This is a genomic window from Salinimicrobium gaetbulicola, from assembly GCF_042676025.1.
GTDB lineage: Bacteria > Bacteroidota > Bacteroidia > Flavobacteriales > Flavobacteriaceae > Salinimicrobium > Salinimicrobium gaetbulicola.
The window spans coordinates 107,591-121,308 of the sequence record NZ_JBHTJP010000002.1 but is presented as its reverse complement, the minus strand read 5'-3'; the positions used below and the strand labels follow the sequence as shown (position 1 = coordinate 121,308).

Annotated in this window: 13 protein-coding genes; 12 read left to right on the top strand and 1 reads right to left on the bottom strand. The window is 35.3% G+C overall.

What is annotated here, in order from left to right; translation table 11 throughout:
- Positions 1–20: 20 nt before the first annotated feature.
- The gene (locus tag ACFQ1G_RS00580) at positions 21–1,955 is read right to left on the bottom strand and encodes a T9SS type A sorting domain-containing protein (protein WP_380736285.1); all 1,935 of its coding nucleotides are present in this window, start codon (positions 1,953–1,955) and stop codon (positions 21–23) included.
- A gap of 643 nt (positions 1,956–2,598) precedes the next feature.
- Between ACFQ1G_RS00580 and ACFQ1G_RS00575 the strand changes: the two genes are divergently transcribed.
- From ACFQ1G_RS00575 to ACFQ1G_RS00520, 12 genes are all read left to right on the top strand, one after another.
- On the top strand, positions 2,599–4,377 hold the full coding sequence (locus tag ACFQ1G_RS00575; RefSeq protein ID WP_380736284.1) for a hypothetical protein: 1,779 nt from the start codon (positions 2,599–2,601) through the stop codon (positions 4,375–4,377).
- Positions 4,378–4,773: 396 nt separating this feature from the next.
- Positions 4,774–5,205, top strand: coding sequence for a hypothetical protein (locus ACFQ1G_RS00570; protein ID WP_380736283.1), 432 nt, complete (start codon positions 4,774–4,776; stop codon positions 5,203–5,205).
- A gap of 290 nt (positions 5,206–5,495) precedes the next feature.
- Entirely contained in the window at positions 5,496–6,311 is an 816-nt protein-coding gene (locus ACFQ1G_RS00565; RefSeq protein ID WP_380736282.1) for a hypothetical protein, read from the top strand.
- A 169-nt stretch (positions 6,312–6,480) separates the two neighbouring features.
- Positions 6,481–6,825: a hypothetical protein gene (locus ACFQ1G_RS00560; protein ID WP_380736281.1), complete on the top strand. Its 345-nt coding sequence runs from the start codon at positions 6,481–6,483 to the stop codon at positions 6,823–6,825.
- A gap of 94 nt (positions 6,826–6,919) precedes the next feature.
- The gene (locus ACFQ1G_RS00555) at positions 6,920–7,489 is read left to right on the top strand and encodes a GNAT family N-acetyltransferase (RefSeq protein ID WP_380736280.1); all 570 of its coding nucleotides are present in this window, start codon (positions 6,920–6,922) and stop codon (positions 7,487–7,489) included.
- A 128-nt stretch (positions 7,490–7,617) separates the two neighbouring features.
- A complete protein-coding gene (locus ACFQ1G_RS00550) occupies positions 7,618–8,091 on the top strand; it encodes a hypothetical protein (RefSeq protein WP_380736279.1) in 474 nt (157 codons plus the stop codon).
- 171 nt (positions 8,092–8,262) lie between these two features.
- The gene (locus ACFQ1G_RS00545) at positions 8,263–9,285 is read left to right on the top strand and encodes an SPFH domain-containing protein (protein ID WP_380736278.1); all 1,023 of its coding nucleotides are present in this window, start codon (positions 8,263–8,265) and stop codon (positions 9,283–9,285) included.
- Complete coding sequence (locus ACFQ1G_RS00540; RefSeq protein WP_380736277.1) at positions 9,282–10,208, top strand: sugar kinase; 927 nt, start codon at positions 9,282–9,284, stop codon at positions 10,206–10,208. The genes ACFQ1G_RS00545 and ACFQ1G_RS00540 overlap by 4 nt, the downstream gene beginning before the upstream one ends.
- Before the next feature lie 100 nt (positions 10,209–10,308).
- Positions 10,309–11,205, top strand: coding sequence for a tetratricopeptide repeat protein (locus ACFQ1G_RS00535; protein WP_380736276.1), 897 nt, complete (start codon positions 10,309–10,311; stop codon positions 11,203–11,205).
- Positions 11,206–11,260: 55 nt separating this feature from the next.
- Positions 11,261–11,749 (top strand): hypothetical protein, encoded by a 489-nt coding sequence (locus ACFQ1G_RS00530; RefSeq protein ID WP_380736275.1) that lies wholly within the window; start codon positions 11,261–11,263, stop codon positions 11,747–11,749.
- A gap of 63 nt (positions 11,750–11,812) precedes the next feature.
- Complete coding sequence (locus ACFQ1G_RS00525; RefSeq protein ID WP_380736274.1) at positions 11,813–12,442, top strand: hypothetical protein; 630 nt, start codon at positions 11,813–11,815, stop codon at positions 12,440–12,442.
- A gap of 223 nt (positions 12,443–12,665) precedes the next feature.
- A complete protein-coding gene (locus ACFQ1G_RS00520; protein ID WP_380736273.1) occupies positions 12,666–13,700 on the top strand; it encodes a tetratricopeptide repeat protein in 1,035 nt (344 codons plus the stop codon).
- The last annotated feature ends 18 nt before the right edge of the window (positions 13,701–13,718 follow it).

Here is a 13,718-nt window from a genome sequence, read left to right as displayed (position 1 = left end):
TTGGGAGTAGGGTGTTTATTTTATTTCACAAGCAGTTTCGTGGAGACTCGTCCTTTCGAGGTTTGAAGAACTACCGTGTAGAGTCCGGAAGATCCTATCGCATCTGCTTCGATATTTACCTGTTTTTGATTTTCAGCCTTATACTCATAAACCAGCACCCCCAGCAGATTGTATACTCTAACATTGATATCGGAGCTTTCTGTTAAGCTTACAGAGATATTGTATTCACCTCCCGGGGCAGGGTTCGGATATAAAGAAAAATCCTGAACGAATTTGTCGCTAATAAAAATGGTATCGGAACAGGTGCATCCTGCTTCGGTTGTCAAAGTTAGGGTATAGCTTCCAGGTTCAATGATTTTAACCGATTCCCGGTCGTTTGAAAAACCATTATCTCCGGTCCATTCAAAACTCACCACTTTTTCTTTATTAGAGATCTGAGGGTCGATAAGCAAAACCTCCTCCTCCATAAATTTGTCTTCCCCAAGTTCTACTGTAACCAGTGGCTCTTCCATTACCGTAAAATCTGCCTTCGAGATTGCTCCGGTATAATCAGTAATTGTAAGGGTATAGTCTCCGGCCGGGATATCTTTAATGGAATAATCCATTTCTTTATCCTGGTCGCTTTTCCAATTTTTGGAAAAACCGGAGGTATCGGATAAGGTATAAGAATATGGCGGTATTCCTCCTTCCCTGTCATAGTTTAGAACCGTGGCTTCTTCATTACAAATAGTGGAGGCCTCTCCGGAAAGGGAAGCTACAAGGTCTTTCCTTAAGGAAAACGAAAATACATCCTTACCCGATCCGTCAATATCCCATGAGATATTATTGAACCTAAGGATTCCATCTGAAGATAAATCGGAGGGTGAAATGTAGCTGCAATCCTGATGTTCAAAGTTTCCGGTACCACTTCGGTCGATTATTAGCGAATAATCTTCTTTTGCTCCCAAAACTCCAAAAAGCTTATTGGCGTCCAGTACAACCTGGGTATTTATTTCATCAGATCTGTTTCCCGTGGCTTTCATCAACCACTTTCGTTGCAGCATAGGAACCTTTCCTTCCGGATTGTTGTCTTTACTTTCTATTAAAGGAGCATTATTGTCCCCCCACACCAAAAACTGGTGGTTCTTTATTTTACCGTTATTTTCTGAATTGGACTTAACAATTGAATCAACTCCAATAACTAACAAACCCGGTTCATTAGAACTTGTAGACTGGTTTTGATATACGTCCTCACCATTATCCCTTCCTATACCGGCAATATTATAGGAAAACTCTTCATTCTCATCAGCATCCCATACAATCCTTCTCTTAGATAACTTATAGTCTTCACCCTGGTTTAAAGTAACTCCGTACTTTAAGGCTAGTTTACTCTCCACTATTTGGCGTTTCACACCTTTTAACCTTTTATCAAACACTATAATTTCTGCTACATCTCCCTTAAAGTATCTGTTTGCAGGCGCCTTTTTTATTACTCCTACATTCAAGATGGAATTAGTATTCCCACTGTTATTATTTGAAGGGTTCGTTTCGGTAAAAACATGCAAGACCACACTTCCCGGACTAACTCCTTCATAACCGGATTGCATTTTAGAACTGACGATTGTTTTGGTACTTAAACCTAATGCGGAGTTTTCACCGTACATACCCCATATTTCGGCTTCCTTAACAGAATCATTTTTTGACCTGAAAACGGTGAATACCGTAACATTTGACAGGTCTTTAATTTTATCTTTATATTCCATGTAATCATCTTCTCCATCAAAACGGAAGGCTTCATTATAATTTATCAGCGAAACTGAGGAAGTGTCAGCAGATTGATCATTTTTAGATTTCCCGTAGGAGGTTAACAATTTAGAATCGAATTTGTCAGGACTAAAATGAAGAATTGATTTTTGCCCATAACTTGCTGCATAACAGCATATCACGCAGATAACTGAGGTGAGATAGATTTTCATTAAGTAGGTTAGTTTGGAGGTAGGGTACAACGAAATTATAAATAAATATTAAATTATCTTATAATTTTGTTAATATTTTTTTCGAGATCAGCACAATATGTTGAATTATACCTAGAAATATTTAAAAAATTTAAAGCCCTTAAAAACTATTGCCTAAAGCTCTGGATAAGAAATGTCACATGATTACTCTGCTTTCTTTACCGTTTGAAAATTAATTTTAAAGGTCTCTGCAACGGCTCCTTTCTTTGCTTCATTATCCACTTGATAATATTGATTCAATGTTTTCAAATCTTTATGTCCGGTAATAAGATGTTTTCTGCGGAAGTTCCTGAACATCAACCTTCGAAAACCCACTCCCTTTTAGTTTTACCTTAACATTTCTTTAACTCAAATACTGTAACTAATTAAATTTAAAATTAAATTATTGATAATTTAATTCGATTTTTCAATGTTATATTGATATTTACGGAAACCCGTAACAAAAATTTAAGATTTATTTAATATTTTTAGAAGAATTAAAAAGCTCTTTAATAACCTACGGAAATTTGTTTTTATCACGATGTAAAACCGGATAGAGAGAAATTGAATGAGGGTTAAAAGGAGTTGTAGCCATTTATCATAAACATTACTAATCAGAAATAATATGAAAAAATTAATACTATCCGTATTTATGTTAAGTTATTGTATGCTTACAGCTCAAAATGTACTGAATACAACATTGATAGACATTCCATATATTGGAAATAACGGTGGAGCTCACCTTTTGAATTGGAGTTTTAATGATGATAACAGTGAGATCTATTTATATACCTATAGTCATATAAATGGAAGTCAAATAATAACTAATCAAAAAGAAATAACCGAAGCCGAAGAGCAACACAATGAAAAGTCATTAGTTGGAAAACTACTCTCATCTGCAAGTATCGATAATATGTTTGAAAATACAGTTATACCTGTAGTGCATGAAAAAATCATTAATGCCGACGATTTATCCTCAGTTAGCTCAAAAAAATTATTATTCCACAAGGTGGATGATGTTCCCAATGACAAAAGCGTGTACTTCAAGAGAAGTTCCGGAATGATTGACGTTTCCTTTCCCTTTGAAACGGGGAGCGAAATAAAATACCATTATCAAGACATTAATGTTCCTTTAAAATATGCTCCCAAATACAACGAAGATATTTTAACCTTATCCTATATTGAATTAAGAGGAGAAGGATTTTTAGGATTAAAAAACATAAAGCCAACTCTAGTCTCTAAAAGAGGATTTTTTACTTACGACAATAGCAAAGGTTATATAAGTAAAACTGAAACAACTGATATTGCTATGCTTTCTGATGATGATAGGTTAAAAGGATATGATTTCATCCAGAATAGTGACCAGGTTTTCGATAAAACATATTTAGCCTGGTTTGTTAATGAAGACGATTTATCAAAATACAGACAGGTTATTGCTGACGAAAAAGGCAACTTAACCATTAATTCATTTGATTTTGACGCACCCAGAAAACTTAAGATATTCAATAAAGCTGTTTATAATAAAGACTTAGAACTAACAGGAATTATTAATGTTTTTGGCTATGACAAAAAAGGTAAAAAGAACAAAGACCTATACCCGGTTAACAGATTTGATATAATTTATACTAATCCAAACGGTGAAATAGTTTTTAATACTAAAATAGATCATGGGACAGAAAAAAAATATAAAAATGTTATAACCCCAATTTTGGTGCTTGAGAAAGACAATCGACAACTTAAATTCATTAATAACCATATAGAATCGTTGTTTAAAAGTAATTACGAAAGATTCAACCTGAATAAAGAGGGTACAACAGAATTAATTTCATCTAAAAAATATTTTGAAATAAAAAATGATGCTAGAATAAATTATTACGATTACTTAAGTGACTTTGACCGAATTGATAAAATAGGGGATTTTTATGTTGTTAGAAAAGTAATTGCGGAGGAAATTGAAGTTCCAGAAACAGGTTCAAATAGTAGTATTTCAACACAAAAAAAAGAAACTGACACAAGAATTAATTTAACAATATTGGATGAAAATTTTGAACCTGTGGATTTTAAGTCCTTTTCTGTAGATTCAAGCATTATTGGTAAGTTAAATTTTCAAACTATCGAAACCAATGATAATGAAATTGTCTTTCTTGCTAGAAAAGAAAACCTCTACTATATTGTTAAAATTAATCAAACTTCCTCTTCAATACCTAAAGTTGAGTTTTTCCCACTGGATATAGAATATGCAAAATCTTCAACCCCTATTCTTTATTTTGGTGCTTTTACCCAAAATTTCGCTTTGGTTGATAAAAAAACCAGAGAGATTTATTTAATAAATCAATTTTATGATTATAAAACATACAATGCTAAAGTAATAGACAAGGTAGGAATTACTAAAATTGGATATTAACTAACTACAAGTAAAAACCCCTTTTTTAAGGGGTTTTTTTATGCCCTTTTCTGAAATGATTTCTGCGGAAGTCGAGCCGATCAACTTTCCACTTCCCTCCCAGCCTGTCTTAATATTCTTTAACCTGGCAACGGCAGTTTTCGGCCATTCTTAATTACAATTTCATTAAATTAAATATTTTTTTAACAATTCATTGAGATTTACGGAAACCCGTAACAAAAATTTAAGAATTATTTGATATTTTTAAAGGAATAAACAAAGCTCTTTTAAGTGAACATAATTTTCTTTATCACGGCGAGCAGGTGGAGAGAAATTAAATCAGGGTTATAAGGAGTTGTAAGTAATTTGACGCAACTAAATGAAAATAATGCATCTATATAATAAATCAAACATATTATGAAAAAGCAAACTTTCTTTTTAATGGTAATCGGAGTTTTATTCTCTTGTAATAAAAATGATGATAGCATTAATTTGGAATCAGAAATTATTGGGTCTTGGAAACTTATACAAATGACTGGCAGTATTCCAAATTCTGAAACAACTGGTTCTGAAATGGACTGGCAAGAAACCTATCAACTAAATTCCAATGGAACGTTTCAAAAATCAAGAGAAAGAGATGGAGTTGTAACAGAAGTTTCGGGCACGTATAATTTGACTGATAATTCTAAAGAACAATTGCTAGAATTGAACTTCAATAGTGAAAGCGAAATAATTGGATCTTGCACATCAAACATTAAAGAGACTATGATTTTTCAATCTGAAACCATTTTTTACAATTCTTGGAATGCTTGTGACGGACCAGGACTGAAATATGAAAAAATAGAATAAAAACTACTTACAACAGCGGTTAACGAGCAAATAGCGGCTGATCATCTAAAATGACATTTTTGACTACTATTTTAAAAAAGTGATTAACTGAAAAAATTCTAGTCTCCAAGCTGCAATTTGTGTTATTAGGGACGTTAGCGCCAATGAATCGAGACCAACATCAATGAAAAACCCTCTAATTTTATTCCTGACTTTTATGATTTTTGGACAAATATTCGGTCAAAAAATGTTACGTTTCCCAGGTCCGCTACTTGCGTTAACCAGAGACGTTGGCTGTAATAATTAATAGTATGAAAAAGTCTTTTCTATTTTCATTAATATTTATCTTTTTGACTTCATGCTCAGATGATGATGTCATTCCTATAGATAATTCGGCAGAATTAGTTACCAAAATAAAGTTGGATATTGTCGATCTAAATTCCCAAAATGACAATTATTATGTCTATTTTGAATACGATGATAATTTGCGACTTACTAAAAAAACAGGTGGATGGTTGACTTTATCAGCAAGTACTGGTTACAATACTTTTTTCTCAAATGAAATTTTCACAACCTTAATTTATTCTGAGAAGGAAGTTGTTGTTAAAACTTTTTCGTCTTCAACAAATTTTGATGTTCCTGAAAATGTCCGTTACTACACATTAAATAGCCAACAACAAATTTTACAGAAATATATTCCACATGGAACCACTAACTCTTGGAATAAACAACAACAGTATATTTATGACAGTAATAAGCTAATAAATATTAAAACTATATTTCCTGATATGTCATATAACCCTGATGACAGCAATGATTATATATTAACATATTCAGAACAATTCACTTATGATGAAAATCAAAATTTAGTAAAGAGTGAAATTACTGAGGAACATAACGGAATTGCTATTGGGAATAAAATTGTTAGGACTTTTGAAGAATATGATAATTCCATCAATCCATTTAAAAGATTGAATTTATTAGATGAATATTTTTATCGTTCAATTTCAAAAAATAACTATAGAAAATATACCGAAATACATTACTCTAATAACAATGTTACTTCTGTCTTTGAAAAAACCTGGAATTTTGAATATGATTCACAAGGAAATATAATTTTGGAGTAAATTACTACAGCCAACAACGGTTAACGAAGCAAATAGCGGAAGAGCCTGCTAAAAATGACATTTTTGACTACCTTTAAAAAGATAACTTAACCAATAAATTCACGTTTCCCAAGTACGCTACTTACGTTAAACGGGTACGTTGTAAGTAATTTACACAGGATCTTAAAAAATGAAAAAAAGAGAATCGCTCATTTTTAAAATATTTCTTTTAATGACAATGACAATAGTATCATCTTGTTCAAAAGATAATACTGATCTGATGGAAATTAATGGCAGATTTATACAGGAAAATTCAAATTGTGAACCATTTGACTGTACTGAGTACATTCAATTCATCGGTAATTCTCAAGCAGACCTCGGATTCGGTGATATAGTTTACAGAGTTACTTATAAAATCATAGATAAAAAAATAGAACTATATTTTGATCAAGACAGGAAAATGAATTTTTCTTTTATAATCAAAGACGAGAGAACACTAATTAGAACAGAGGATAACACCCTTTGGTCGCAATAATAAAACTGCTTTCAACATCGGTTAACGAGCAAATAGCTAACAATCCCGATAGCTGCCGGGAGCGGTCCCTTACTCCGCCAACTTGCGTTCAATTATGGCAACAAAAGACAAAATTGAAGTCAGAGACTTAACAAAACAGGATATTGAATTAGTCGCTGATTACTGGCTAACTTCAGACCGGGACTTTTTGATGAGCATGGGGGTAGACCTCCATAAACTGCCCACCAGAGAAGGTTTGACCCATATGTTATTGAGCCAAATTCAAACCCCTGATCCCGAAAAAGCTTCTTTGGCCTTGATTTTAGAAATCAACGGAATTCCCGCGGGACATTGTAACGTAAACCCGATACGCTATGGGCAGGATGCAACGATGCATTTGCACATATGGCATTCGAAAAACAGAAAAAAAGGACTTGGCACAAGCATGGTGCTAAAATCACTTCCTGTTTTTTTCGACAGGCTTGATCTACAGATCTTATGGTGCGAACCCTATGCGTTAAACCCCGCACCCAACAAAACGCTGGAAACGATTGGATTTGAGTTTATTAAAAAATATGTAACCGTGCCCGGCGCAATAAACTTTGAGCAGGAAGTGAACCGGTATAAATTGATAAAAGAAACATTTGAAAAAATAAAATATACCAGCACAGGGGGTATCCAGTAAACAGCTACGAACGGTTTAAATAACCTTCATAACTGCCTTTTATCTCAAGACCGTTACCGGCATTAAGAGTAGCCGTTGAAAAACATTTAATGAACTTTTAAAATCTATTTAACCTAAGAACTCAAAAAATGAAAAAAATCAACCTTATTTTACTCGTATTGATGGCCTTTTTACAAAGTTGCAATGATGATAAATGTAACGACATACTCTGCTTCACGCCTCCGGAAAGTTTTCTATTTGAAATAGTCGATAAGACAAGTGGAGAAAATTTATTCACCAATGGCACTTATGACTCTGGAGATATATCAATAACCGACGCTTTGAATAATAACGAGCCGGTAGAATTCACCTTCAAATCAGATAATGACAGGAATCTAATCGAAATTGGTTCAATTGGTTGGGAAACAGAAATCGTCAATCTAAAAATTGATATTTCTGATGATCACATTTTTGACCTTTATGTTGATGCCGAAAGAAAAATGGGAGATTGTTGCGACTATACAGAATATAAGGAAATAACAATTGGAGAAGCTGAATTTGAATTTGACGCTCAAACTGGAATTTACAAAATACTTGTAGAAACTGAAGCTAAGATTCTCTGAACCTGAAAATTAATTTCACGCACAGTTTTAAAAAGAAACGATTCGATAGAAAGCAGGCAGGATTATACAGTGAACGGGGATACAACTTTTAGTTATGAGAGATAAGGAAATTGCAACAGATCGTGGCGCCATTATAAATCAAAAAACCAACCAACTTTAACCAATCATCATATGTTCGGCATAAAACACATCAAATTTGACTCCATGACCTATGTTCTTCAATTTAAGAACGGGAACATAAAACGGGAAGGAAGAGGCCTTTCTTTTTTCTATTTTGCTCCAAACAGTTCCATTGTAGCAATTCCCATGGGAAGTAATGACCTGCCTTTTGTTTTCAATGAGTCTACAAATGACTATCAGACCGTAACCATTCAAGGTCAAATAAGCTATAAGATCAGTAACCCTAAAACCCTGGCTGATGTGCTGGATTTTACGGTGGAGGATAATGGGCAATACAAGAAAAATGATATTGAAAAATTAAATCAAAGAATTATCAACGAGGCACAGACCGCTACTTCGGCATATATCCACGACATAAAGTTAAAAGAGGCTATTCGGTCAGCAAAAGCAATAGAAGAAAATATCACTTCCGGCCTCAGGTCCTCCGCAGCCATTGGAATGCTGGGAATAGAAATTCTCGGCGCCAATATCCTGGCAATAAAAGCCACCCCTGAAATGGCAAGAGCCCTGGAAACCGAAACCCGGGAAAAGTTACAACAGGAAGCTGACCAGGCTATTTATGAAAGACGAAATTTCGCTGTTGAACAGGAACGGATCATTAAAGAATCGGAATTGAACACCGAAATCGCGGTTGAGGAAAAGCAAAAGCAGATCGCGGAAAAGAAAATGGAATCTGATGTTCAAAAAGCCGATAACCAAAGAAAACTGAGAGAGATGCAAATAGAAGCAGATATTTCAGTTGAAAATCAAAGAAAGGCCCTCATTGAACAAAAGACCGAAAATGATAAAAAAGAGGCGGAAACAAAAGGGTACGTTTTAGAAACAACCCTGAAACCATATCGTGAAATGGACTGGAAAACCTTAACGGCCCTGAATAACAATTCAGATCCGCGTTTTAATATTTCATTAGCCTTTAGAGAATTGGCAGATAATGCTGATAAGATCGGGAACTTGAACATAAGCCCGGAGCTTTTAGACTCGATCCTGAATAATAAGAGAGAGGTCAAAAAATGAGATTTGAGTATGCCATAATCGTAAAAAGTAAAACGCGGCTTGAAACGCTTATTGAAAGGTTTAATACTAAAGCACAAGCTAAGTTTTACATTGAAAGACTTGGCGGTAATTTTGAAGAGTACGAAATTGAAGATGAGATCTTTAAGAACTCATTAAATTCCCTGCAAACACAACTGTCTAAGGTGATAAAGAACAAGACTATAGACAGGCAATTCGTTTCTTCCTATATATTTTCCGAGAAAAATCTCATAATCGTTATAGGCCAGGATGGCCTGGTAGCCAACACTGCAAAGTATTCAAAGAACCTTCCTATAGTTGCCGTAAATCCCGATACGGATAGGTATGACGGGATATTATTACCTTTTAATACCAGCAACTTTATCCAGGGAGTTGAAAATGTAATAACCAATGATTACAGTGCCAAGGTTATGAGATTTGCTGAAGCGAAATTAAATGACGGTCAAAGGCTGCTTGCGTTTAATGACCTGTTCATTGGAGCTTCTTCTCACGTTTCAGCGAGATATAAAATATCATTTAAAGATAAAACGGAACAGCAATCTTCCAGTGGAATTATCATATCGACTCCGGCCGGTTCAACGGGATGGCTAAGCTCCATTTTTAACATGGCCTATGGGGTCACCGGTCTTTTTGAAAAAAACCTAACCCCTAAACAACCCAAACTAAGGGAAAATGATTTGCTCTTTGCCGTAAGAGAACCATTTAAAAGTATTCAGACACAGGTTGAGATGACGGCCGGAGTTATTCGAAATAACAGGTTGACCGTAGAGTCTTATATGCCTAATAACGGAATTATTTTCAGTGATGGGGTCGAGAAGGATTTTTTAAATTTCAACAGCGGATCTATTGCAAGCATAGGAATAGCAAAAGAAACAGCCCAGCTGGTAAAGAAAGATACGCCCTAAGATATTTGATTAGCGCAAAAACAAACCAGGCTTAAACCAACGAAAACTAGTACATGACCCATTTGTATCACACCAGCCTTTCAGGCATTAAAATCAATAAATGAAAAAACATTTTTACCTTACCATTACCGCGATCTTATTTTTCCAGTTCACGTATGGCCAGAATTACAGTACAGAATTCCAGCAGGCATTGCAGCAAGCAGATACAACCGCACAGCTAAACATATTAACTAAATGGAAAGAAGCCGCACCACAGGATCCCGAGCTATTCACCAGTTTCTTTAATTATTATTTCCTGAAGTCAAAAGAAAACGGGATCGGCATCACCAAAGGCCAGCCGAAAGGAGAAAGTTTCGTGATCACAGACAGTTTAGACCAGGTGCAGGGATATATTGGCAATCAAGTATACTACGATCAGAAAGATCTGCAAAACGCCCTGGAAATAATCGAGCAGGGAATTGCTTTATATCCTGACAGGTTAGATATGAGATTCGGGAAGATCTATGTCCTGGGACAAGTTAAAGACTGGGATAAATTCACTTCAGAAATTATAAGAACCATAGAATATTCTTCCACAAACAATAATAAATGGACCTGGACGAATAATGAATTACAGCAGAACGGGGAAGATTTTTTTCTCTCTAGCCTACAGGATTACCAGGTACAATTGTATAACACCGGCAAGGACGCATTATTAATGAACATGAGAAGTATTGCCCGGGAAATTTTAAAATATTACCCGAATAATATAGAGAGCCTGTCTAATCTTTCGATCACTTATTTATTGACCGGAGAGTATGACAAAGGCCTGGAACCCCTTTTAAAAGCAGAAAAAATAACCCCAACAGACTATATTGTCTTATCAAATATCGCACAGGGCTACAGGTTGAAAGGAGACAAAGAAAAAGCGGTGGAATATTATGAAAAGACCGCGAAATACGGAGATGACCGGGCTAAAGAATTTGCAAAAATTCAAATTGAAGAATTGAAAAAATAGTAGTGCCTCTATAGTTTACGAGAAGATAAGACGCCCTAAGTAATTATTAGTAAATATGAAATATTCATTTCTCATTTTTTTATTTGTCGTTTCGTTTCAAACGAAAACCTTCGGACAACTGGAAGTCAAATCGGAATCTGAAATCCTGGAAGCAATTGAATGGATTTCCACAAACCCGGTGGAAAAAACCAACAAAGAATTTGTTTCAAAAGTAGCAGGTTACATTACATATCAAGTGGTAAAATATCCCAATTTCCCTGTGAATTTTTCAGGCCTACGGGAATTCATGGACCACGAAAGGGATTACAAGTACTACTTCGAAATCAACCTGGTGTATACAAGTAATCAATTAGCAAATAAAATCAGATCAGGTAACAAGTATGACCTGAAAAAATCCTCGGTGAAATCAATGCGGAAGGTCCTGGGATATTATAGGCTGTTATTAAAAAAAGAACCTGATCAAACAAACAGTGTATTGGATCTCTATACAAACATGAATAAAAGAGAACTTGAAAAACACATTAAAAAACTGGTGAAAAAATAACAACCTATCCTCTGATCTACTGTCATAAATAAATGTCTTTTTGAACATCCATTTTTAATATAAATGAAAGACCTGGTCCTCATCATAAAAAATGAAAGGAGATCGCTATTAAGAGGTTTAGTGATCTGCTTCTTCGCGGTCTTCCCCTTCACTTTTCTGCCGCCGATCTTGAGAAAAGGCTTCGGCCTCACCATCATTATTGAACGATTTAACGAGTCCATTCTATACGCGGCGGGCTTCGCGTTGCTGGTTGTGGCGGCCGCGGTCATCCACAATTACAATTCCCTGGTAGAAAAGAAATGGCTTTTTGACAAACCTGCCTTCAAAAGCCTGGATTTTCATGGCCGACTCGACGGCATTGGCAGCATCACCCGGGAACTGGAAACTCTTTTACTTGGGGAGATCGACGGCTACTTCTTTCGCCTGGGCCTGCCTGACACTGAAAGCGACAAACCCAAACTGGAGATCATTCCGTTAATAGATCTAAAAAACAAGGATGCTGAGATCAAAAAATTGAAAAAGGATCATGGTTTCCGGCGGCACTACTTCTTCGGAAAGATCCTTCTTCTCAAAAAGGTGGATCTTGACGATCCAGACAGCATCAGGAATTTGCTTCAGAATTACACAACCATACTGAAGGAATTGGGTTTTGAACCCATGAAAATTGATTCCGCATTACTGGAAGAAGATTAACCTAATCTTCCCTCTTCTGCAGTCCAAATAAGATCATTTTCCGAGGATATCTTGTCAGACAGCGAGAGGAATCCTTCTTTCAATAATTGAGGTTATCAAAAATTCCGTGGAACTTATCAAAGAAATAATTAACTTCCCTCCTAAACCAGCTATGATCAGCCAATTATCTTCCCTACTCCGGTTGCATTATACAAACCCGTTATGCAACACTAAATAATCAGTTATGAAAAGAATATTTCAAATTTTGCTGTTAATCTTCGCTACAACAGGAGTAGCCCAGAATGAAAATTTCAACAGGTGGGTCTCCTTAGCTAATGAAGATCCTAGTCTCCAACCTGAGTATGGAAATATTCAGAAAACTCAGGAACAAAAGGAAACCGATAAGAATTTTGTAGATCAGTTATTAGGTGAATATAATGGTGACCGACAAATGGCCAGCAACAAAATGGTTCAGCTAGGATTTCAATACCTATATCAGAAAAGGGATTTAGTCACTGCGATGCGCAGGTTTAATCAGGCGTACCTTCTTGATCCTAAAAATGCCGATCTGTATTACGGTTTCGGAACAGTCTATTTCAACCTTGGAGCTATGGAAGAAGCCAGAAAGCAATATGACAAAGGATTGGAAATTAACCCTGAGCATTTCCAAATTTTGACCGATTACGGGACAACCTATTTAGGAGAATACTATAATGAATCTTTTACTGCACCTTCTGAAGCAAAAGCAAAACTAGATCTGAGCTTAAATAAATTATTAGCGTCTTATGAAATAAATCCCACCTACAGCAGCACTACTTATAAGTTGTCCATCCTGTATCTTTTAAAAGAGGATTGTGAGAAATCAAGAAAATTTTTAGATCTCACCAAAGAAATTGACAGGGAGTTAATTACTCAGGAATATATAAACGAATTCAACCTGAAATGCAGAGCAGATGAACTTGACTGTTCAAAAATAAGAACCGGCAAGTTTAAAATTGAGGACGAACTTAGTGGAGTAACATTGATAACCAGAACTGAAGATTTTCAGATAGAAGAAAACAAGGAGCTAAACCAAAAATTAAAACTATCTATTACCTGGCTGGATGAATGTACGTATCAACTAAAACCGGTAGAAGATCTCTTAAATCCAGAAGCAGAACTGCCTACAATGATCCTGACCTGCTATGTTACAGAGGTAAATGATAACTTATACCAACAAATTTCGGAAACAGATGCCAGCCCTTTAAGGCTATCTAAAGAAGTTGAAATACTCGAGTAAATTACTTTTATATTTATC